The organism is Variovorax boronicumulans (assembly GCF_029892485.1).
Taxonomy (GTDB): Bacteria; Pseudomonadota; Gammaproteobacteria; order Burkholderiales; family Burkholderiaceae_C; genus Variovorax; species Variovorax boronicumulans_B.
The window spans coordinates 24,553-46,031 of the sequence record NZ_JARXVG010000013.1; the positions used below are offsets into that span (position 1 = coordinate 24,553).

The window sequence follows — 21,479 nt, forward strand, 5'->3', positions numbered from 1 at the left end:
GAGAATCAGAGAACCTTGGCCAGGAACTCGGCCGTGCGCGGATGCGAGGGCGCGTTGAACACCTTGTCGGGCGTGCCGGTCTCGAGAATGCGGCCCTGTTCCATGAAGACGATGGTGTCGGCCACCTCGCGGGCAAAGCCGATCTCGTGCGTCACGATGACCAGCGTGGTGCCCGAGCGCGCGAGCTCCTTGATGACGGCCAGCACTTCGCCCACCAATTCGGGGTCGAGCGCGGAAGTGGGCTCGTCGAAAAGCAGCACCTTGGGCTTGAGCGCGAGCGCACGGGCAATGGCCACGCGCTGCTGCTGGCCGCCCGAGAGCTGGCGCGGATAGGCATGCGTCTTGTCGGCGAGGCCCACGCGCACCAGCAGCTCCGAAGCCAGCGCCTCGGCGTCCGCCCGCGCGAGGCCGCGCACCGACACCGGCGCCTCGACGATGTTCTCCAGCACCGTGAGATGCGGGAACAGGTTGAAGTTCTGGAACACCATGCCGACGTCGACACGGCGCCTGAGGATGTCTTTTTCGTGCAGCTCGTACAGCGTGTCTTCGTCGCGCCGGTAGCCGATGAGTTCGCCGTCGATCGCGATGAAGCCTTCGTCCACGCGCTCCAGGTGGTTGATGGAGCGCAGCAGCGTCGACTTGCCCGAGCCTGACTGGCCCAGGATCACCGTCACGCTGCCCTGCGGCACGGCGAGCGTCACGTCGTCGAGCACCTTGAGTGCGCCGAAGCTCTTCGAGACACCATGGATCGTGACCTCGCCGCCCAGCGTGAGCGGATCGGTCCAGCGCGGCACCAGCACCGGTGCGGGCGGCGCAGACACCACCGGCTCTGCAGCTACGGGGGCCTTCGCACGCCACAGCCCGCGCGCCATGCCGGCCAGCCGCGAGCGCGGCGGATTGCGCAGCGCACCGCGCGAGAAATGCCGCTCGATGTAGTGCTGCGCGACCGACAGCACCGTGAGGATCACCAGGTACCACACCGTGGCCACCATCAGCAGAGGAATCACTTCCAGGTTGCGCCGGTAGATGATCTGGATGGTGTAGAACAGCTCGGGCAGCGCGAGGATGTAGAGGTTCGACGTGCCCTTGGCCAGGCCGATGATGTCGTTGAACGCCGTCGGCAAAATGGTTCGCATCGCCTGCGGCAGCACGATGCGAAAGGCCTGGCGCTTGCGCGAAAGGCCCAGCGCCGCAGCCGCTTCCAGCTGCCCCTGCTCCACCGACAGGATGCCGCCGCGCACGATCTCCGAGGCAAAGGCCGCTTGGTTCAGCGTGAGGCCCAGCAGCGCCGCGATGAACGGGCTGATCAGTTGCGTGGTCGGGTACGAGAAGAAGGTGATGTCGGTGCCCGGAATGCCCAGCGCCACCGTCTCGTAGAGGTAGCCGAGGTTGTTGATGATCAACAGCAGCACGATGATCGGCACCGAGCGGAAGAGCCAGGTGAACACCCACGACAACCGCGCCAGCAGCGGCGAGCGCGAGACGCGCGCAAGCGCCAGCCCGGTGCCCAGCACGAAGCCGAAGACCGCGCCCAGCGCCGTCAGGAGCAATGTGCGGCCGAGCCCTGCGAGCACTGGCTCGGAGAAAAACCATTCGGCGAAAACGCCCCACCCCCAGCGCGGATTGGTCAGCACCGAGTGCAGCACGATGCCGATGAGCAGCACTGCGAACACGGTGCCCACCGTGCGGGCCGGGTACTTCGCGGGCACCACGCGGAAGTGCGAGTAGTCGCCCTTCGCAGGTGCGACCTGCAGTGGCGCTGAAGGCTCGGGCCGGGCCGCAGGACGAACCGGTGCCGGATTACGTGGCTCGGGGCCGACGTCCAGGATGGTGGTGGTGTTCATCGCTGCACCGCCTCGCTCAACACCTCGGTGGCTCGGGCCTGATGGCGCAGCGTCACCAGGTATTTCTCGAATGGCAGCTTGCGCGGCGCCTCGGGGTCCGCCACTTCTTCGAACAGTGCGGTGTAGCCATGGCCGCGGTACAGGCCCACAGCCTCGGGCTGACGAAAGCCCGTCGTGAGATAGATGCGCTCGTAGCCCTGGCGCCGCACCTGCGCCTCCAGCTCCAGCAGCACCTTGCTTGCGAGGCCCTGCCGACGCAGATCGGTGCGCGTCCACACGCGCTTGAGCTCGGCGGTGCGCTCGTCATGCCGCATGAAGGCGCCGCCGCCGATGGCGATGCCGTCGCGCAGCAGCAGCACGAAGTTGCCGTGCGGCGGTGCGAACACCTCGGGCGGATAGCGGTCCATCTCGCGCGGCGCGCCGGGCTCGCGCAGCACGTCGCCGTAGCGGCTGTCGTATTCGAAGGTCAGGCCTTCGACCAGCGGCTGGGCGCGCGGGTCGAGCGGCGTGGTGTAGACGAACTGTTCGCTCATCACGCAGCCTTTCGCGCGGCAACCGTGCCGTCTTCCGATGCATGGCGGCTCGCCTTGCGCGGCAGGCCGAGGTGGTCGCGCAAGGTCTGGCCGGGCAGCTCGCGCTGGTAGCGGCCCCGTGCCTCCAGCACGGGAATCACGAACTCGATGAAGTCGTCCAGCCCTTGCCCCAGCACCGGAAAGCCGAGGATGAAGCCGTCGGCCGCGCCCTCATCCACCCAGCGGATGATTTCGTCGGCAATGCGCTCGCCCGTGCCCACGAACTGCGTGCGCGGCGTGGCGACTTCGAGCGCCACTTCGCGCAGCGTCTGGCCGCCGACCTTCGCCTTGGCCTTGATGCGGTCGGTGGTCGAGCGGAAGCTGTTGCGGCCGATCTCGCCCAGTTCGGGGAAAGCCTCGTCCAGCGGGTACTGGCTGAAATCGTGGTGGTCGAAGAAACGGCCCAGGTAGGCCAGGGCTTCCTCGATGGTGAGCAGTTCGCGAATGGCTCGGTACTTGGCCTCGGCCTCTTCCTCGGTGGCCGCGACGACCGGGCCGATGCCGGGAAAGATCTTCACGTCGTCGGCCTGCCGGCCCTGTGCCACCGCGCTGGCCTTGACCTGTTTCAGGAAGGCACGCGTTTCCTCGATCGAGGGCGAATGGGTGAACACCGCATCCGCGTACTTGCCCGCGAGGCCCACGCCCGCATCCGACGAGCCGGCCTGGAAGATCACGGGTTGGCCCTGCGGCGAACGCTGAATGTTTAGCGGCCCCGCCACCTGGAAGAAACGCCCCTTGTGGTCCAGCGTGTGCAGCTTCTCGCGGTCGAAGAACTGGCCGGTCTCGCGGTTGCGGGTGAAGGCGTCTTCGTCCCAGCTGTCCCACAGGCCCTGCGTCACCGCGAGGTATTCGTCCGCGATCTCGTAGCGCAGCGCGTGCTCGGGGTGGTTGCGGCTGTAGTTCTTCGCGCTGCCTTCCAGCGGCGTGGTCACCACGTTCCAGCCCGCGCGCCCGCCGCTGATCAGGTCGAGCGAGGCGAACTGGCGCGCCACGGTGAACGGATCGCTGTACGAGCTGGAGACCGTGCCCGCGAGGCCGATCTTCGAAGCGACGGTCGCGAGCGCCGACAGGATCGAAATCGGCTCGAAGCGGTTGAGGAAATGCGGGATCGACTTCTCGTTGATGTAGAGCCCGTCCGCCACGAAGGCGAAGGCGATGCCGGCGTCCTCGGCCTTCTTCGCGGTGCGCACGTAGAAGTCGAGGTTGACGCTGGCATCGGCCGGACCGCCCGGATGCTTCCACGAATTCATGTGGCTGCCGGCACCTTGCAGCATGACGCCGAACTTGATGTTTCTCATCGCGACTCGTTCTTCTAGAGGTGGAAAAGGGAAACGGTGAAGGCGTTCAGGCCAGCGCGGGTTCGCGCGCCTGGGCCAGCAGCTCGACGGCGGTGGCGCGCTCGGCGAAACCGGCCACGGGGATGTCGATGACGAACTCCTCGATGCCATAGCGCTCGCTCAGCGCATCGAGTTCATCGCGCACTTCGTCGGCGGTGCCTGCGATCACATGCGGGCGCCGCTCCTCGGTGCGGTACTCGGTCACGCCGGCCTGCCGTGCGAACTCGGCGGCGGCTTCGAGGCTCCCGAGGTTCACGCTCTGGCCGCTGGGCAGGTGCACCTTGAAGCTGCGCAGCGCGCCGACGAGTTCCGCGGCCTTCTCATGCGTCTCGGCCGCGAAGGCGAAGAGCGCGAGCAAGGGTGCGCGACCAGTGGCCGAGCGATAAGCCTCGATGGATTGCCCGATGTTCACCGGGTCACCGTTGAAATGACCCGCGTACACGAACTCCCATCCGAGGCGCGCCGCAAGAAGCGCGCTTTCAGGCGTGCCGCCGAGCAGCACGCGTTGCGGCAATTTAGGCGGATTCGGCGTGGCGACCGCGCCGGCCAGTGCGTGGTCTGCAGCAACGCCGTCGTGCAAGAAGGCATCGAGCTCGGCGAGGCGGACCGCGAAGTCTTCTTTTTTCTTCTCCGGATCGTGCAGCCACTGCAGTGCCTTGCTGGTCAGCGGCAGGCCACCGGGCGCCTTGCCGACGCCCAGATCTACGCGGCCCGGTGCCAGCGATGCGAGCACGCGAAAGGTCTCGGCGACCTTGAACGGGCTGTAGTGCTGAAGCATGACGCCGCCGGTGCCGATGCGGATGCGCGAGGTCCTGGCGAGCAGGTGCGAGGCCAGCACCTCGGGCGCCGAGCCCGCATAGCCGCGGTTGCCGTGATGCTCCGCGAGCCAGTAGCGCTTGTAGCCCAGACGCTCGGCGCTCTGCGCCAGTGCGATCGTGTGCTGGAACGCCTGGGCGGCGTCGGCGCCTTCGGGAATCAGGCTCTTGTCGAGCAGGGACAGCGAATAGGGCACGGTGTTCGGCAAAGATGCCTTTGAAAAGAATTGCTGCGAATTCTCTTGGGCATCGTGCGCACCGCTTGCGCTGATTTCCTATATCGATATCTGCATATTGTTCAGCCGCGCGCTGCGGCCAGGATGCGCTGCGCCGCATCGCCCGCGCCGAGGATGGCCGTGTCGATGACCAGGCGATCGGTGGTCCACGGCGCGTAGTCGTGCCGCAGCACCCACGCCCAATCGGGCAGCGCATGGCCTGGAATGTCGGCCTCGCGTGACTCCACACGCCGCCGATGTTCTTCCGCATCCGAGCAGACGATCTCGACCTCCAGCAAGGGCGACGAGGTGCTCGCCGCAACCGCGCGCCACGCCTCGCGCGTCACAGGCAACGGGTTGACGCAGTCGGCCACCACAGTCATGCCGAGCGCGAGATTGGAGCGGGCCAGCGCATAAGCGACGACATAGCCCGCGGGTCCGACCTCCCCGGCCAGCACCTTCGCCGACACCAGCGCCTGCTCGATGGCATCGATGCGCAGACAGACAGCCGAGAGCCGCGCCGCGAGTTCGCGCGCGACCGTGGTCTTGCCCGAACCGGGCAAGCCTGAAAGAACGATCAGCATCTCACCATGAGTGCGGCAGCAAGGCCAGGGCCGTTGCCGCGTGAAAGCGCCGCATGGCGCGGATGGGCACATAGCCGTGCGGTGCACGACGCGACACTTCGTGTGGCGACGACGGCGCGATGCGCCACGCTGCGGTGGTCAGCGCAAGAACATGGCGGGCCTGGGCCGCCGGGGAAACATAAGGACTGCGCTGTGGCATTGAAGGACTTCCGATGAACGCTGCGGCGATTCTGCGCAAGCGCAGCGCTTTCTCAAAGAAGGATTGCGAGTTACATGATGCAGAAAATTCCATCCCGCCACCACGTGCCATGACTACGATGTCCCCACATCCATTCACAAGGAGCCCAGCCATGTCGAACCACGTCTACAAATCCCTCGAGCTGACCGGCTCGTCACCCGTCGGCATCGAGGATGCGGTGCAAACCGCCATCGCCAAGGCGCACGAGACGGTACGCAACATCCAGTGGTTCACCGTCACCGAGACGCGCGGCCATGTGGTGGACGGCAAGGTCGCGCATTGGCAGGTGACGGTGAAGATCGGGTTCACGCTGGAGTAGTCGCTGCAGCGAAGGCCGTCGTCACGCGAAATCGGTCGACGGTTTTTCCCAGAGATTCACGCCGCCTTCCACGGCGTACTTGTCGATCTCCGAGAGCTCTTCCGCACTCAATGGCTCGTGGCGCAGTGCTGCGACGTTGTCGACGATCTGCTCGGGCCGGCTCGCGCCGATCAACGCCGAACTGACGCGTGGATCGCGCAGCGTCCACGTCAGCGCGAGCTGCGCGAGGCTCTGTCCGCGGCGCCTGGCAATCTCGTTGAGCGCGCGTGCGCGTTCCACGTTCTCGTCCGACAGGTGCTCCTGCTTGAGCGAGCCGCCGCCGGGCCGGTTGATGCGCGCATCGGCCGGAATGCCCTGGAGGTACTTGTCGGTGAGCAGCCCTTGCGCCAGCGGCGTGAAGGCGATCACGCCCGCGCCGAGTTCGTCGGTGGCATCGAGCAGGTCTTTCTCGATCCAGCGGTTGAACAGGTTGTAGGCCGGCTGGTGGATGAGCAGCGGCACCTTCCACTCGCGCAGCAGTGCGGCGATCTCGCGCGTCTTGCCGGCCGAGTAAGAAGAAATGCCGATGTAGAGCGCCTTGCCCTGCTGCACGGCCTGCGCCAGCGCGGAGGCAGTTTCTTCCAGCGGCGTGTGCGGATCGAAACGGTGCGAATAGAAGATGTCGACGTAGTCGAGACCCAGGCGCTGGAGGCTCTGGTCGAGACTCGCAAGAACGTATTTACGGGAGCCGCCGCCCTGGCCGTAAGGGCCGGGCCACATGTCCCAGCCGGCCTTGCTGGAGATGATGAGTTCGTCGCGGTAGGCCTTGAAGTCTTCGCGCAGCAGGCGCCCGAAGTTGGTCTCTGCGCTGCCGTACGGCGGGCCGTAGTTGTTGGCCAGGTCGAAGTGGTTGATGCCCAGGTCGAAGGCCGTGCGCAACAGCTTGCGTTGCACATCGATGGGCGTGCTGTCGCCGAAGTTGTGCCACAGGCCGAGCGAGATCGCCGGCAGCACGAGCCCGCTGCGCCCGACGCGGCGGTAAGGGATGGCGTCGTAGCGTTCGGGGGCGGCAAGGTAGGTCATGGAATGCGGAAATTAGTGGAAGGGAAGCGACATGATGCCCGCGCGTTTGCGCATATGCATGCGCGGTTTTCTTCGTTGGCGATGCGCGCAGGGCTTTCTAGCATGGTCGTTTTCCCACCAGCCCCACCGCTCCCGTGCCGGAGCGCGCCGCCATGCCCATCGAGACGCCCTCCTCCATTCCTTCGCGCCGCGTGGCGCTCAAGACCCTCGCCTCGCTGACCGCCATCGGCGGCCTGGCGCTCGCGGGCTGCTCGCGCGAAGACAGCGGCAAGGCCGCCGCGGCCAGCGGCCCGGCCGTGGTGAAGAAGACCGGCGAGAAGGTGGCCTTCAAGTACCCCAACAACCCGTCCTTCGACCTCATCTACCTGGCCGACGAACTGGGGTACTTCGAGGGCACCAACACCCGCCCCGAGTACGTCGGCAAGATTGCCGCGCCGCAGATCATTCCGCTCGTGGGCACGGGCGAGATCGACTTCGGCAGCCGCATGGTGCCGCTGGTGATCTCGGCCATCGCCTCGGGCGCCGACCTCAAGGTGGTCGCCGCGGGCGGCAAGACGCTGCAGGAAGCGCCGCACATGAAATACTTCGTCCGCAAGGACTCGGGCATCCGCAACCCGAAGGACCTCGAAGGCAAGACCATCGGCTTCAACAGCTTCGGCGCCTGCGCCGAGTTCGTGACCAAGAAGTACCTGCGCCAGCACGACGTGGACGTGAACAAGATCAACTTCGTCGTCATCCCCGACGAACAGGCCGAGCAGACGCTGGTCACAGGCAACACCGACCTCGCGATCATCCACGCGCCTTTCTCGGGCCGGGCCGACAACGCCGAGTCGCTGGTGCGCCTGTGGAGCGACTTCGACCTGGACGGAGGCCTCGGCGGCATGGCGCCCTACAGCGCGCACGGCCAGTTCATCCGCCAGCATCCCGAGGCGGTGCGCGATGTGGTCGCGGCGCTCGCCAAGGCCGGCAACTGGGTCAACGCGAACACCGAAGAGGCGCGCAAGCTGGTGGCCAAGCGCATCAACATGGACCTGAAGAACGTCGACCGCTACGCCTATGTCGACGACCTGGTGGTGACCGAGCCGCCGATCCAGTACTACATCGACATCCTGCAGTCCGAGGGCAAGCTCGCCGCGGGCAAGGTGGCGGTGAAGGACATCTACACCAACGAGTTCAACCCCTTCGCGCAGCAGGCCGCGAAGTCCTGACCCGCTGCCCGCCATGAGCATCAAGATCTCGGCCCGCGACGTGCGGATGGACTACGCGGCACGCGGCGCGAGCGAACGCGTGCGGGTGCTCGAAGGCTTCGACCTCGACGTGCGCGACGGAGAATTCCTCTCGGTGCTCGGCCCTTCGGGCTGCGGCAAGTCGACTTTTCTCGGCATCCTGGCCGGGCTCACCGAGCGCACGGGCGGCCGCATCGCCATCAACGGCCAGCCGCTTGCGGGCATCAACCGCAACCAGGGCGTGGTGTTCCAGGGCTACGCGCTCTTTCCGTGGCTCTCGGTGCTCGACAACATCGCGGTGGGCCTGGAGATACGTGGCATCGGCAAGACCGAGCGCCGCCGCATCGCGCACGAATACCTCGAACTCGTCGGCCTGCACGGCTTTGCCGACCGCTATCCGCACGAGATCTCGGGCGGCATGAAGCAGCGCGTGGCCATCGCGCGCTCGCTCGCCTACAAGCCCGACGTGCTGCTGATGGACGAGCCGTTCGCCGCGCTCGATGCGCAGACGCGCGAGATCCTGCAGGGCGAGTTGCTGCGCATCTGGGAGCAGTACCGCAAGACGATTGTGTTCATCACGCACAGCCTCGAAGAGGCGGTGTATCTGTCGGACCGGGTGGCGGTGATGACGCAGCGGCCCGGGCGCATCAAGGACATCATCGACATCCCGCTCGCGCGGCCGCGTTCCGCGGAGATTCGCCACTCGGCCGAGTTCGCGGCGCTGCGACAGCGGGCTTGGGAGGTGTTGAAAGACGAAGTGCAAGTGGGCTTGCGGCCCCGGTCGCTCGAAGGAGTCGTGTCATGAGCATCGCCTCTTGCTCCCTCTCCCCTCGGGGAGAGGGCTGGGGTGAGGGCAACGGCCTTCGCACAAGCACCGCTCGAACCATCGCTGTCGGCCCTCACCCCGCCCCTCTCCCCAAGGGGAGAGGGAGAAACATCCGAGCGGCGAGCGGCTTCCTCAAAACAGAGGTTGTTCGATGAGTGCCGTACTCGACGCCCCTGCGACCCGTTCCCCCAGCCGCTTGCTCAAATTCGCCCGCAGCTTCGCCCGCGTGGCCGAACGCGGCATCGGCATAGTCATCTTCCTGGCCCTGTGGGAAGCCCTGCCCCGCCTGGGCATCGTGAGCGACGCCTACCTGAGCCCGCCCTCCGCCGTGGTCGCGAGCATCGCCCAGCTCATCGACACTGGCCAGCTCTGGAAGCACCTGGCCGCGAGCCTGCAGCGTTCGCTGTGGGGCCTGCTGCTTGCAAGCTTCTTCGGCGTGGTGCTGGGTCTCTTGATCGGCAGTTCGAAGCGTCTCGCGGCCATCGTCGATCCGGTGCTGCAGCTCTTTCGCCAGACCTCGGCCTTCGCGCTGTTCCCGGTGTTCATCCTGTTCCTGGGGATCGGCGAACTCTCGAAGGTGGCGATCATTTTCTGGGCCTCGTTCTGGCCGGTGCTGCTGAGCACGGTGAGCGGCGTGAAGCAGGTCGACCGCCTGCTCGTCAACTCGGCGCTGTCGATGGGCGCTTCGCAGCGCTTCATCTTCTTCAAGGTGGTGCTGCCGGCCTCGCTGCCGTCGATCTTCACGGGCGTGCGGCTCGCGGGTGCGTACAGCATCACCGCGCTCGTGGCGGCCGAGATGATCGGCGCGCATTCGGGCCTGGGCTTTCTCACGCTCAATTCGCAGGAGACCTTCCAGATCCCGACGATGTACGCCGGCATCCTGCTGCTGGCCGTGCTCGGGTTGCTGCTCAACTACCTGCTCGCCTTGCTGGAGCGTCGGCTGCTGCGCTGGCGCAAGGGGCTGAGCCTCGATGACTGAACGCAGGCTCTTGCTGGCTGGCGCTGCACTCGCCGCGGCCATGGCGCTCGCGGGCATCGGCGGCGCTCGGGCCTTTGCAACGCCCTCACTGTCGAGCCTGCCGAAGGGGCCGGTGCTCGCGCACGCCATCGAGCGCGGCAAGCTCATCGTCGGTGTGCGCCGCTATCCGCGCCCTGCCCCGCCCGAGGCGCCGACACCGCCCGAGCCCGATGCCTTCGACGCCACGCTCGCGCGGCAGTTGGCGGCATCGCTCGGCATCCCTTTGGAACTGGTCGGCCTCGATCCCGCCGTGCAAGAAGCGGCGCTGCGCGAAGGCCGCGTGGACCTGCTGGTCGCCGGCGTGCCTGCTTCATCCGCCGCACAGGACATCGCATCTGCACCCGGCAGCTACGACACCGGCCGCGGCCTCGTGGTCGCGCTGCGCCGCGGCAAGGTGCAGGACGAAGCCGCGCTGCGCGGCGCATCGGTCTGCGTGGGCGAAGGCTCGGGCTATGCCGGTGCGGTGTCGCAACGCTACGGCGCGCAGCCGCGCAGCTACCCGTCATCGGTGCATGCGGCATCGGCCTTCATGGCCGGCGAATGCGCGGCGCTGGCCGAGGACGGCGAGGTGCTGGAGCGGCTCATGCAGAACAACAAAGAGTGGCGCTTCTACAAGCCGCTGGCGAGCGACGTGCGCCTGCCATCCGATGCCGCGATTCGCCTGGCCGATGGCGATGCGGCCTCGCGCGACTACCTGGCGGCGGCCCTGCGCCAATGGCGTTCGGACGGCACGCTGGCCAAGGCGAGAGATGCGCGTGCGGGTAATTTGCAGTTCGAGATCACGCTGCTGAAGGATGGGTTCGTCTGCCATTCCTAAGTTGACGACCGTCGGTATGAGCCTCCGCGCGGCGGCAGAATGGCCACCATGGATGAACTCATCGGACTCCTCTTCGCCATCCTGCTCTGGCGCATCGCGCTTGCCGCGTTTTTCGGCTTCGCGGTCGGCATGGCAGCCGCGCAGATCTTCCCCGGGTTCGGCGCAGGCGCCGTCGCGACGGTCACCTTGCTCGCGCTGTTCGGGGGGGTCATGTGGCACGCATCGGCGATTGCGTCGGCCGCGCCGGCGGATGCCCCCAAGGCCGAGCAGCAGCCGATATCGCGTCCCATCGCTTTTCTGGGCATCGCGCTCGTCGGTCTTCTGGTCGGCAGCGTGTATGACTATCTGCTCTCGTCAGGTCCGATCGCGCTCTCGGTCCTGATCGTCTCGTCGATCGTGCTGGTCTGCGTGGGTGGAGCAATCACGAAAACGCCCGTCTACCTCACGGACCTGCTGTTCATGGTGGCCGCCCTCGTCACTGGCTTCGTGACGCCTTGGGCCATTGTCACGCTTCTGAGTTGACCCTTGCCACACCTCCCGATGAACACCATCCACATCGTTCCGCCCACCGACGAAGAACTCCGTTCCGGCGAACTCGGCCGCAAGCTTCGGCACTTCAACTACGGCGTCGTCGGCGAGTACCCCGAGCAAAAATACGTCCGCCTGAACGCCAAGGACGACAGCGGCCGCCTGCTCGGCGGGCTTCGCGGTTTCGTCTTTCTCTACTGGTTCACCGTGGATGTGCTCTTCGTCGAGGAAGACGCACGCGGCGCGGGCCTCGACAGCCGCCTGCTCGCGGAAGGCGAACGCCAGGCCATGGCCCTGGGTGCGAAACACGCGAAGCTGGACACCTTCGAGTGGCAGGCCCGGCCCTTCTACCTGAAGCAGGGGTACGAGGAGTACGGCCGCATCGACGACTACGCAGCCGGCTTCTACCTCGCGCACATGAAGAAAGCCCTGACAGCAGGCTGAACCAGCGCCCGCCTACTTCTGCGTGGGCTTCATGTCCTTGACCGCTTGGCTCTCGAGCCCTTCCCTGGGCAGCAGCAGCGCCAGCGCCACCACGCCCAGGCTCACGACCAGCATCATCAGGAACGTGAGATGCAGCGAGTTGCCAAGGGCAAGGCGAATGGCCGCGTCGCCCGCGATGGAGCCGTGCGTGCCCTGCAGCAGGAGCCGCAGCTGGTCGTCGGTGAATATCATGCTGCCGTCGCCGCGCGTGAGCCCGAAGTTGAAGACCGCGCCGAAGAATGCCGCGCCCAGCGCGCTCCCGAGGTTGCGCGAGAACACGTTCGAGGCCGTGGCAATGCCGCGCTGCGAGAGCTCCACGCCCTCCTGGATCAGGATCAGCGAGCTCAGGCTCATCACCCCCATGCCTAGGCCGATGACGAACGAACCGATGGCGGGCAGCACCGGCGAACTGCCGGCACCGAGCAATGCGAAGGTTGACGTGCCCACCGGAATCAGCGCCGCGCCGACGACCACCATGCGCCACAACCCGATGCGGTGAAAGGTGCGCGAGGTCAGCGTCGCGCCGATGGGCCAGCCCAGCATCACCATCGTGAGCGTAAGGCCGGCCGTGACCGACGAGCGCTCCAGCACCACCTGCACGTACATCGGCAGGAAGGTCGTGATGCCGATCAGCACCATGCCTGCGAGCATCGCCGCGCCGTTGACGGTCGCGATCATCCGCGCGCCCCAGAGCTTGAGCGACACCATCGGGTCGGCCGCGCGGCGCTCCTGCGCGATGAACAACGCGAGCGTGACGACGAAGAGCCCGGCCCATGCCAGCGCAACGCCGGTGTTGCCCACGCCGAATTCGGTCAGCGCGATCATCAGCGCCGCGATGCCGACGGTGAACAGCACCGCGCCCACCATGTCGATGGACGAGCGGCGCACCGTCGGCGCCTCGTGCAGGAAGAACCAGAAGCCCGCCGCGGCGGCCAGCCCGATGGGCACGTTGACCCAGAAGATCCAGGCCCATGACAGCTTCTGCACGATGAGCGCGCCGATCATCGGCCCCACCACCGCCGACACCGCCCACACGCTTGCAAGGTAGCCCTGCACCTTGCCGCGTTCGCGCACCGGATAGAGGTCGCCCACGATGGTGAGCGCCACCGGCTGGATCGCGCCCGCGCCGATGCCCTGGATGAGCCGGAAGCAGATCATGGCCGGCATGGACCACGAGAAGCCGGCCAGCACCGAGCCGACGACGAAGATCGCAATGCCCACGAACATGATCGGCTTGCGCCCGTACAGGTCGGAGAGCTTGCCGAACACCACCGTCATCGCGGTCTGCGCGAGCAGGAACGAGGCGAAGACCCAGCTGTAGAGATGCAGCCCGCCGAGCTCGGAGGCGATCTGCGGCATGACGGTGGAGACGATGGTGGCTTCGATGGCGACCATCGCCATGGAGGCCATGATCGAGGCGATGACCAGGGGGCGGTTTGTTGTTTGGGTACTGACGCTCATGAGGTTCTTCGCGGGCCGGGCGAGCTGCTCCGGGCGAAGTGTCCGGTGAGCGCCGAGGTGGTGTGAGGCCGCGAGCCCGTGATGCTATCGGGCCGAGCGAATCCGTGCTGGCACAGGCTCTCCTCTGTCTTGTTCACCTGCTTGCGCGGCCTGGCGATGTCGCTTTGCCGCCAAGCCGAGGTGGCGGCGCCTGAAGTATCAAGCTGCGTTCAACGCCGAAGTGCCGCCGTAGATGTACCGCCGCGACCACGGCAGCGTCTTCGCCGCCCTGCCCGCCTTGCGCCCCACGATCTGGTAGATCGCCACATCGTCGTTCTCGAACGCATAGGCGCAGCCCGCAAGGTACACGCGCCAGATGCGGAATTTCTCCTCGTCGACCATCGCATGCAGCTTCTCGCTGTTGGCCTCGTAGCTGTCGCTCCAGGAGCGCAGCGTCTGCGCATAGTGGCGGCGCAGGTTTTCCACGTCGAAGGCCTCGAGCCCGCCCTGCTGCATGGCCTGTAGCGCAAGGCTGATGTGCGGCAGTTCGCCGTTGGGGAACACGTAGCGGTCGATGAAGTCGCCGCCGCCGTACGAGACGCCGCCGCCCTCGGGGTCGGACGAGGTGATGCCGTGGTTCATGATCACGCCGTCGTCGGCCAGCAGCTCGCGCACGCGCTTGAAGTACGCGGGCAGGTTCTTGCGGCCCACGTGCTCGAACATGCCCACGCTGGTGATGCGGTCGAACTCGCCGGTCACGTCGCGGTAGTCCTGCAGGCGGATCTCGATGCGGTCTTCGAGGCCCGCGGCCTTCACGCGCTCCGTGGCCAGGTCGAACTGGTTCTGCGAGAGCGTGACGCCCACGCAGCGCGCACCGAACTTCTGCGCCGCGCGAATCACCAAGGCGCCCCAGCCGCAGCCGATGTCCAGCAGCGTCTGGCCCGGCCGAAGGTCGATCTTGGTGAGGATGTGGTCGATCTTCTTCAACTGCGCGGTGGCGAGGTCTTCGTCGCCGTTCTCGAAGTAGGCGCACGAATAGACCATGTTCGGGTCCAGCCACAGTTGGTAGAACGCGTTGGAAACGTCGTAGTGGTACTGGATGGATTTCTTGTCCGACGACTTCGTGTGCGCGAAGTAGCGCGCCATGTTCTGCAGCGCCCCGCCCTGCTTGTCGATCGAGGCCTTGGCGAGGCCGTAGGCGATGTCGATGACGTCGCTGAGCTTGCCCTCGATGTCGATCTTGCTCTTGACGTAGGCCTCGCCCAGGTTGTCGAGCGTGGGCTGCAGCATCAGCGACAGCGCGGCGGGCGACTTGACGTGCAGCGTGACCGAAGGTCCGCTGAAGTTGCCGAAGTCATAGGACTGGCCGTCCCACAGCGTCAGCCGCGCCGGCAGGTTGGCGCGGTCACGAACGGCGGCGCTCCACTGCGCCAGCTTTTTTTCCCAAAGCATGCATCTCTCCGTGTTGTCTGGTTTTCCCGGCGCCTGTGCGCGGGGGGTGCTGCAGCGAGCAAAACAATAACGAAAAAATTTGAAACCTGCATGGCTGCGACGACGCAGGAAATTGCAGAAAGTGCTACAAGGCGGCGCCGTCTTTCGAGGGCACCCTATCGGCCTGCGGTGCCTCGGTTGCCTCGATGAAGATGCGCTTGATCGTCGGGAAACGCGCACGCACCTGCGACTCGATGGCCGCGACGGCATCGGCCGCCTCGCCCGTGGAAATGTCGTCCTTGAAGTTCACATCGACGATCACCAGCGCCTCGTCGGCACCGATGTACATCGACAGCACATGCCCCACCTCCTCGACGCTGGCCTGCGCCATCGCGATCTCGCGGATGGCGCGCGCCGTCTCGGGACGGATGCCCTCGCCGATCAGCAGGCCCCGCGCCTGCGCGATGAGCAGCACCGCCACGCCCGCCAGCAGCACGCCGATCACCACCGAGGCCACACCGTCGAGCACGGGCATGTTCAGCGCATGGCCGAAATAGATGCCCAGCGCGGCCACCAGAAGACCCACGAGCGCGGCGGAATCCTCGGCCAGCACGGTGTAGGTGGTCGGGTCCTTGCTGCGGTCCAGCGCCTGCCAGAACGGCGTGCCCTTGGCCTGTGCGCGGAACTGCTTGAGCGCAACGAGGAAGCTCGCGCCCTCGAACACGAAGGCGGCCGCAAGCACGACGTAGTTCCATGTCGGATCGCGCATCGGCTCGGGCGCGCGGATGTGCTGGATACCCTCGTAGAGCGACACGCCGCCGCCCAGCCCGAAGATCAGCACCCCCACGATCAGGCTCCAGAAATAGAGCTCCTTGCCGTGGCCGAAGGGATGCTCCGGCGTCGCGGGCCGCTTGCTGAGCTTCAGGCCCACGAGCAGCAGCACGCCGTTGAAGGTATCGACCGCCGAGTGGATGCCCTCGGACAGCATCGCCGAGCTGCCGGTGATGCCCGCCACGATGAACTTGGTGACGGCGATCGCGACGTTGGCCGCAATGGCGCCGTAGATAGCGACTTTCGACTCAGCCATTCGGCTCAGGCCGCTTCCATCGACGCCGCCGCCATCGCATCGTTGCCCGCCTCGGAGAGCCAGCGCTGCTTGTCGCGCAGCGGCGGCGCGCCGAACATGCGGCCGTATTCGCGCGCGAACTGCGAGGGGCTTTCGTAGCCCACGCTGTGCGCCGCGCTCGCCACGTCGGTGCCGGTCATGAGCATCTGGCGGCGCGCCTCCTGAAGGCGCAACTGCTTCTGGTATTGCAGCGGGCTCATCGCGGTCACGGCCTTGAAGTGGTGGTGGAACGACGACACGCTCATGTGCACCGCGCGCGCCATGTCTTCCACCCGCAGCGACTGCGCATAGTTCACGCGCAGCGCACTGATGGCCTTGGCGATGCGCTGGGTGTGGCTGTCCTGCAGCGCGATCTGGCGCAGGCGCGCGCCCTCGCCGTTCACCAGCAGGCGGTACATGATCTCGCGCTTGATGAGCGGCGCCATGATCGGCACGTCTTCCGGCGTCTCGAGCAGCCGCAGCAAGCGCAGCACCGGCTCCAGCACCGGCATGGCGATGCGGTTGACGTACATGCCGCGCGAGGAGGCGGGCACGTTGGCCTTGGCGGGCAGCTTCTCGTCGCCGATGAGCTCGCCGATCTCGTCGAGCGCCAGTTCGAGCCGCACGCCGAGGTAGGGCTCGTTGTCGCTCGTCAGGCGCACCTGGCCGCACACCGGCAGGTCGACCGAGGTCACCAGGTAGTGCATAGGGTCGTACACATAGATGTCGTCGCCCATGATGATCCGCTTGGAGCCCTGCGCTATGAGCCCGAGCGCGGGCGTGGCAAAGGCGTGCTTGGGGCCGTCGGGCTTGCTGATGCAGAACACCTGCAGGCCGGCCACCGGTGTGTCCACCGTGCCGTCGCGCCCGCCGGTGATGCGGTTGATGAGCGCCACCAGTTCCTTCCTGGCTTCGTCGAGTTCGGGCTCCAGCGGCATCGGCTGGGCAAGGGCTGCAGCGATTTCGGGTGTTTCGTCGGACATGTTCAGAGCCTTGTCGCGGTGGGGATCACGGTGGCACGCACCGTGGAGGATCGGGTGGGCCGCAGCTTAGCGCCGCTCCCATGAAACTGCACGCCTTCGGAAAGAGGTCTGGAGAAATAGGCAAAGACTTTGCAGAAACGCGCTCGCCGCGCCCGAGGCCCCGGGCGGATACTTTTGGCCGACGCCCCTCCAACGAACGCAAAGGAATCCCTTCATGCAGTACCGCAAATTCGGCCGCACCGGCCTCCTGGTTTCCGAACTCTGCCTCGGCACGATGACCTTCGGCGGCGCCTCGGGCATCTGGAGCCATATCGGCGACCTCCAGCAGAACGAGGCCGAAGGCCTCGTCGGCCGGGCCATCGACGCCGGCATCAACTTCATCGACACGGCCGATGTGTACTCCGAAGGCCTGTCGGAAATCATCACCGGCCAGGCGCTGAAGAACCTGAAGGTGCCGCGCGACAGCGTGGTGGTGGCCACCAAGGTGCTCGGCGAAACCGGCAGCAAGGGCCCGAACTCCAGCGGCGCCTCGCGCTTTCACATCATGGATGGCGTCAAGGCGAGCCTGAAGCGCCTGCAGCTGGACCACATCGACCTCTACCAGATCCACGGCTTCGACCCGCTCACGCCCATCGAGGAAACCGTGCATGCGCTGGACAACCTCGTGCAGCAGGGCCATGTGCGCTACGTGGGCGTGTCGAACTGGGCAGCTTGGCAGATCGCCAAGGCGCTGGGCATCGCAGAGCGCGACCGGCTTGCGCGCTTCGAGTCGCTGCAGGCGTACTACACCATCGCCGGGCGCGACCTCGAACGCGAGCTGGTGCCGATGCTGCGCAGCGAAAACGTCGGCCTGATGGTCTGGAGCCCGTTGGCCGGCGGCCTCCTGAGCGGCAAGTTCGACCGCCACACCGAGGCCGAAAAGGGCACCCGCCGCGCCACTTTCGACTTTCCGCCGGTGAACCGCGACCGCGCCTACGACTGCATCGAGGCGATGCGCGAGGTGGCCGAGGCGCGCAAGGTGTCGGTCGCGCAAATCGCGCTGGCCTGGCTGCTGCATCAGCCGGTGGTGACCAGCGTGATCATCGGCGCCAAGCGCGTCGACCAGCTGGACGACAACATCGCCGCCACCGCCATCGAGCTCTCGGCCGACGAGCTGGCCACGCTCGACAAGGCGAGTACGCTGCCGGCCGAGTACCCGGGCTGGATGCTGGAGCGCCAGCGCGTCAACCGCGACAAGCACCTGGCCTGATCGCGTTCAGGCCAACGCCAGCGCGGCCGAGCGGCGCGCGGCGTGGGCCGCGGTCGCGCGCAACGCGCGCAGATCGAGGTGCTGCGCCGCGCTCGCGGCGTCGGGGCGGTCCAGGTGCGGCACCACGCCGAGCAAGGGCGCGCCAAGGCGGCTGCGCAGCGTCTGCAGATTGGCCTCCGGCGCCAGCATCCCTGGCTCGATGAGGCTCGCGACCCAGCCCGCCAGCACCAGGCCCCGCGCGCGGATGGCCTCTGCGGTCAGGACCGCATGGTTCAGGCAGCCGAGCCGCAGTCCCACCACGAGGATCACCGGCAGGCCCAGCGCCACGGCGAGATCGGCGCTGTCGAGGTCGTCGCAAAACGGCACGCAGAACCCGCCCACGCCTTCGACCACCACCGCGTCGGCGCGCCGCGACAACGCCGCGAAGGCCGAAAGCAGCGGCGGCAGTTCGATGCGCACGCCCTCTTCCCGCGCTGCGAGATGCGGGGACATCGGTGCGCGCAGCAGGTACGGGCAGCGCAAGGCCAGCGGCGCATCGACATTGCCGGCCTGGCGCAACTGCTCGACATCTTCGTTCCGCCACGCACCGTCGACCCGATCCAGGCCCGCGGCCACCGGCTTCATGCCGACCGCGCGCAGCCCCGATGCGGCCAGCAGGCGCAGCATCGCGCTGCTGGCCAGCGTCTTGCCGACGCCCGTGTCCGTGCCCGTGACAAACCAGCGGCGCTGCGTCATGCGGCCTCCTTCCAAGGCTGCGCCAGCGCGTCGCCCAGTGCATCGACCAGACGCGCCACGTCGGCGTCGCTGTGACTGGCCGAGAGCGCGATCCGCAGTCGCGCGGTGCCAGCAGGCACGGTCGGCGGGCGGATCGCCCCGACACGCAGGCCCCGGGCATCGAGCTGCGCCATCGTCTGCATCGCGCGCGCGTTGCCGCCGACGATCAGCGGCTGGATCGCGGTGGGCGAATCGGGCAGCCAGGCGCTGCCATCCGGCGGAAGGATCGCCTCGAGGCCCCGTCGCAGTTGGGCGATGCGCGCCTTCAGCTGCGCACGGCGCTCGTCGCCCTCCTCGCCTTCGATCAGCCGGAGGCTCGCGAGCAATGCATGCGCGATGGCCGGCGGTGCGGCCGTGGTGAAGATGTAGGGCCGCGCCCGCTGCACGAGGTAATCGATGACGGTGCGGTGCGCCGCCACGAACGCGCCCGACACCCCGGCGGCCTTGCCCAGCGTGCCGATGAGCACCAGCCGCTCCGAGCGCAGTGCCATCGCCTGCAGCACGCCCCGGCCCGTGGCGCCCAGCACGCCGAAGCCGTGGGCGTCGTCCAGCACCAGCCATGCATCGTGGCGCTCCGCGAGCGCGAGCAACTCGGCCACCGGTGCGATGTTGCCGTCCATGCTGAAGACCGCATCGCTCACGATCAGCTTGACCGGCGCATCGCAGGCACCGAGCTGCGCATCGAGCGCGGCCACGTCGCAATGCGGATAGCGCTCGACCCGCGCCTTGGCCAGCCGCGCGCCGTCGATCAGCGAGGCGTGGTTGAGCGACTCGGAAAAGATCACCGCCTCCGCACCGCCCAGCGCCGACAGCACAGCGAGGTTGGCCATGTAGCCCGTGCAGAAGAAGAGACTCCGCGCCTCGGGAATGAATGGCGCCATCCAGTCGGCCAGCCGTTCTTCGAGTTCGGCATGCGCGCGCGAATGGCCGAGGATCAGGTGCGAGCCGCCGCTGCCCGTGCCGTAGCGCACCGCGCCTTCGGCCAGCGCGGCCGCCAGCGCGGGATGCGCGGCCAGGCCGAGGTAGTCGTTGCTGCTGAAGCCGAGCATGGTGCGCGGCGCGCTCGCACCGGCCAGCGTCAGCGATTGCACAGGCGCGCAGGCCGTCTCTGCGATCTGCCGGCGGCGGCGCAGCGACTCGGCATCGAGCGCGCCGATCTCGTCCTGCAGGCGTTCAAGCAAGCGCAGCATCGCGGGCTCCTTCGGCGCGGCCGTGAACGGCCACCGCCTGCAGCGTGGCCAGCGTGCCATCGACCAGCAGGTCGATCTCGTCGTCGCCGATCGCATAGGGCGGCATGAGGTAGACGGTCGCGCCGATGGGGCGCATCAGTAGTCCGTTCGCCCTTGCCGCGAGGTGAAAGCGTTCGGCAAAGCGCGCGCCCGGTTCGCGCACGTCGAAGGCCGTGATCATTCCGCGCTGGCGCAGGTGATCGACGGGCGCGCCGCGGAGCCCTTCGCGCAAACTGTCGATCAGCCGCTTGGCGCGGCTGCGGTTCCGCCGCAATGCATCTTCGCGCTCGAACAGGTCGAGCGTTGCCAGTGCGGCGCGGCAGGCCAGCGCATTGCCGGTGTAGGAATGCGAATGCAGGAAGCTGCGCGTCACGTCGTCGTCCACGAAACCTTGGTAGATGGCATCGCGCGTCATCACGAGCGCGAGCGGCAGGTAGCCGCCGCTGATGCCTTTGGAAAGGCACAGGAAATCGGGCCAGATGCCGGCCTGCTCGCACGCGAAGAAACTGCCGGTGCGCCCGCAACCCACCGCAATTTCGTCGGCGATGAGGTGCACCTCGTAGCGGTCGCACAGCGCGCGCACCAGGCGCAGGTAGTCGGTGTCGTGCATTGCCATGCCGGTGGCGCATTGCACCAGCGGCTCGACGATCACGGCGGCGATGGACGCGTGCCGCTCGGCCAGCGAGGCTTCGAGTTCCGCCGCGGCACGCCGCGCCACGCCGAACGCATCTTCGCCAGGCTGTGCGGCCCGGGCGTCGGGCGATGCGACGAGGTGCGCGTTCGCGAGCAGCGGTGCGTAGGCGTCGCGGAACACCGGCACGTCGGTCACATGCAGCGCGCCCAGCGTCTCGCCGTGGTAACCCTGCCGCAGTGCGACGAAGTTCTGCTTGCCGCCGCGGCCCGCGTTGCGCCATGCGTGGAAGCTCATCTTCAGCGCGATCTCCACGGCCGAGGCGCCATCGGAGGCATAGAAGCAATGGCCCAGTGCATACCCCGTGAGCGCAGAAAGCCGCTCGGCCAGTTCCACAGCCGGCGCGTGCGTGCAGCCGGCGAGCATCACATGCGAAAGCCTGTCGAGCTGGTCCTTCAGCGCGGCGTTGATGGCCGGATGCGCATGCCCGAAGAGATTGACCCACCACGAACTCGTCGCATCGAGATAGCGGCGGCCATCATGGTCGTAAAGCCAGACACCTTCGCCCCGCGCGATCGGCAACGGCGGCACCGCTTCAAGCCGGATGCTCTGCGTGCACGGATGCCACACATGGCGGCAGCTGCGCTGCTGCCAGGCTGTGTTTTTCGACGGTGCGAGCGTCGAGGGAGAAGCAATCGTTGGCGGCATCCGCGCGTTCCTTTGAGGGGCAAGGCGCGGGATCGTATCGACGCA

The 21,479-nt window shown here is 67.1% G+C and carries 22 protein-coding genes; 8 read left to right on the forward strand and 14 right to left on the reverse strand.

The window, feature by feature from the left end; all coding sequences use genetic code 11:
• Positions 1-5 precede the first annotated feature (5 nt).
• The 6 genes from M2282_RS25265 to M2282_RS25290 all read right to left on the reverse strand — a co-directional run bounded on the left by M2282_RS25265 (position 6) and on the right by M2282_RS25290 (position 5,659).
• Positions 6-1,844, reverse strand: a complete 1,839-nt coding sequence (locus M2282_RS25265; protein ID WP_280811521.1) for an amino acid ABC transporter permease/ATP-binding protein — start codon at positions 1,842-1,844, stop codon at positions 6-8.
• Positions 1,841-2,377 (reverse strand): GNAT family N-acetyltransferase, encoded by a 537-nt coding sequence (locus tag M2282_RS25270; protein ID WP_280811522.1) that lies wholly within the window; start codon positions 2,375-2,377, stop codon positions 1,841-1,843. The genes M2282_RS25265 and M2282_RS25270 overlap by 4 nt, the downstream gene beginning before the upstream one ends.
• Positions 2,377-3,714, reverse strand: coding sequence for an LLM class flavin-dependent oxidoreductase (locus M2282_RS25275; RefSeq protein WP_280811523.1), 1,338 nt, complete (start codon positions 3,712-3,714; stop codon positions 2,377-2,379). The genes M2282_RS25270 and M2282_RS25275 overlap by 1 nt, the downstream gene beginning before the upstream one ends.
• A 46-nt stretch (positions 3,715-3,760) precedes the next feature.
• A complete protein-coding gene (locus M2282_RS25280; protein WP_280811689.1) occupies positions 3,761-4,765 on the reverse strand; it encodes an LLM class flavin-dependent oxidoreductase in 1,005 nt (334 codons plus the stop codon).
• 101 nt (positions 4,766-4,866) lie between these two features.
• A complete protein-coding gene (locus M2282_RS25285) occupies positions 4,867-5,367 on the reverse strand; it encodes an AAA family ATPase (RefSeq protein WP_280811524.1) in 501 nt (166 codons plus the stop codon).
• A 1-nt stretch (position 5,368) separates the two neighbouring features.
• Positions 5,369-5,659, reverse strand: coding sequence for a hypothetical protein (locus M2282_RS25290; protein WP_280811525.1), 291 nt, complete (start codon positions 5,657-5,659; stop codon positions 5,369-5,371).
• 58 nt (positions 5,660-5,717) lie between these two features.
• On the opposite strand from M2282_RS25290, the gene M2282_RS25295 reads away from it, so the two are divergent.
• Positions 5,718-5,924 carry a dodecin gene (locus M2282_RS25295; protein WP_013541395.1) on the forward strand — a complete coding sequence of 69 codons (207 nt, stop codon included), beginning with the start codon at positions 5,718-5,720 and terminating at the stop codon, positions 5,922-5,924.
• Positions 5,925-5,945: 21 nt separating this feature from the next.
• On the opposite strand, the gene mgrA is transcribed toward M2282_RS25295, so the two are convergent.
• On the reverse strand, positions 5,946-6,986 hold the full coding sequence (gene mgrA / locus M2282_RS25300; RefSeq protein ID WP_280811526.1) for an L-glyceraldehyde 3-phosphate reductase: 1,041 nt from the start codon (positions 6,984-6,986) through the stop codon (positions 5,946-5,948).
• Between the two features lie 152 nt (positions 6,987-7,138).
• Here mgrA and M2282_RS25305 point away from each other — a divergent pair, with 152 nt between their 5' ends.
• The 6 genes from M2282_RS25305 to M2282_RS25330 all read left to right on the forward strand — a co-directional run bounded on the left by M2282_RS25305 (position 7,139) and on the right by M2282_RS25330 (position 11,845).
• Positions 7,139-8,194, forward strand: coding sequence for an ABC transporter substrate-binding protein (locus M2282_RS25305; RefSeq protein WP_280811527.1), 1,056 nt, complete (start codon positions 7,139-7,141; stop codon positions 8,192-8,194).
• Positions 8,195-8,207: 13 nt separating this feature from the next.
• The gene (locus M2282_RS25310; protein WP_280811528.1) at positions 8,208-9,017 is read left to right on the forward strand and encodes an ABC transporter ATP-binding protein; all 810 of its coding nucleotides are present in this window, start codon (positions 8,208-8,210) and stop codon (positions 9,015-9,017) included.
• 172 nt (positions 9,018-9,189) lie between these two features.
• Positions 9,190-10,017: an ABC transporter permease gene (locus M2282_RS25315; RefSeq protein WP_280811529.1), complete on the forward strand. Its 828-nt coding sequence runs from the start codon at positions 9,190-9,192 to the stop codon at positions 10,015-10,017.
• Positions 10,010-10,873, forward strand: coding sequence for a transporter substrate-binding domain-containing protein (locus M2282_RS25320; protein ID WP_280811530.1), 864 nt, complete (start codon positions 10,010-10,012; stop codon positions 10,871-10,873). Before M2282_RS25315 ends, M2282_RS25320 begins: the two co-directional genes overlap by 8 nt.
• 48 nt (positions 10,874-10,921) lie before the next feature.
• Positions 10,922-11,395 (forward strand): hypothetical protein, encoded by a 474-nt coding sequence (locus M2282_RS25325; RefSeq protein WP_280811531.1) that lies wholly within the window; start codon positions 10,922-10,924, stop codon positions 11,393-11,395.
• An 18-nt stretch (positions 11,396-11,413) separates the two neighbouring features.
• Complete coding sequence (locus M2282_RS25330) at positions 11,414-11,845, forward strand: GNAT family N-acetyltransferase (protein WP_280811532.1); 432 nt, start codon at positions 11,414-11,416, stop codon at positions 11,843-11,845.
• 12 nt (positions 11,846-11,857) lie between these two features.
• Here M2282_RS25330 and M2282_RS25335 read toward each other — a convergent pair whose 3' ends face one another.
• The 4 genes from M2282_RS25335 to M2282_RS25350 all read right to left on the reverse strand — a co-directional run bounded on the left by M2282_RS25335 (position 11,858) and on the right by M2282_RS25350 (position 16,843).
• Positions 11,858-13,345 (reverse strand): MFS transporter, encoded by a 1,488-nt coding sequence (locus M2282_RS25335; RefSeq protein ID WP_280811533.1) that lies wholly within the window; start codon positions 13,343-13,345, stop codon positions 11,858-11,860.
• Positions 13,346-13,543: 198 nt separating this feature from the next.
• The gene (locus M2282_RS25340) at positions 13,544-14,776 is read right to left on the reverse strand and encodes a cyclopropane-fatty-acyl-phospholipid synthase family protein (RefSeq protein ID WP_280811534.1); all 1,233 of its coding nucleotides are present in this window, start codon (positions 14,774-14,776) and stop codon (positions 13,544-13,546) included.
• A 124-nt stretch (positions 14,777-14,900) separates the two neighbouring features.
• The gene (locus M2282_RS25345) at positions 14,901-15,842 is read right to left on the reverse strand and encodes a cation diffusion facilitator family transporter (RefSeq protein WP_280811535.1); all 942 of its coding nucleotides are present in this window, start codon (positions 15,840-15,842) and stop codon (positions 14,901-14,903) included.
• A gap of 5 nt (positions 15,843-15,847) precedes the next feature.
• A complete protein-coding gene (locus M2282_RS25350; RefSeq protein ID WP_280811536.1) occupies positions 15,848-16,843 on the reverse strand; it encodes an AraC family transcriptional regulator in 996 nt (331 codons plus the stop codon).
• Positions 16,844-17,057: 214 nt separating this feature from the next.
• On the opposite strand from M2282_RS25350, the gene M2282_RS25355 reads away from it, so the two are divergent.
• Entirely contained in the window at positions 17,058-18,092 is a 1,035-nt protein-coding gene (locus tag M2282_RS25355; RefSeq protein ID WP_280811537.1) for an aldo/keto reductase, read from the forward strand.
• A 6-nt stretch (positions 18,093-18,098) separates the two neighbouring features.
• Here M2282_RS25355 and bioD read toward each other — a convergent pair whose 3' ends face one another.
• The 3 genes from bioD to bioA are packed head-to-tail and all read right to left on the reverse strand — an operon-like array spanning position 18,099 to position 21,434.
• Positions 18,099-18,827 carry a dethiobiotin synthase gene (gene bioD / locus M2282_RS25360; RefSeq protein ID WP_280811538.1) on the reverse strand — a complete coding sequence of 243 codons (729 nt, stop codon included), beginning with the start codon at positions 18,825-18,827 and terminating at the stop codon, positions 18,099-18,101.
• Positions 18,824-20,056 carry an 8-amino-7-oxononanoate synthase gene (gene bioF, locus M2282_RS25365; RefSeq protein ID WP_280811539.1) on the reverse strand — a complete coding sequence of 411 codons (1,233 nt, stop codon included), beginning with the start codon at positions 20,054-20,056 and terminating at the stop codon, positions 18,824-18,826. Before bioF ends, bioD begins: the two co-directional genes overlap by 4 nt.
• Positions 20,040-21,434: an adenosylmethionine--8-amino-7-oxononanoate transaminase gene (bioA, locus tag M2282_RS25370; RefSeq protein WP_280811540.1), complete on the reverse strand. Its 1,395-nt coding sequence runs from the start codon at positions 21,432-21,434 to the stop codon at positions 20,040-20,042. Before bioA ends, bioF begins: the two co-directional genes overlap by 17 nt.
• Positions 21,435-21,479 lie beyond the last annotated feature (45 nt).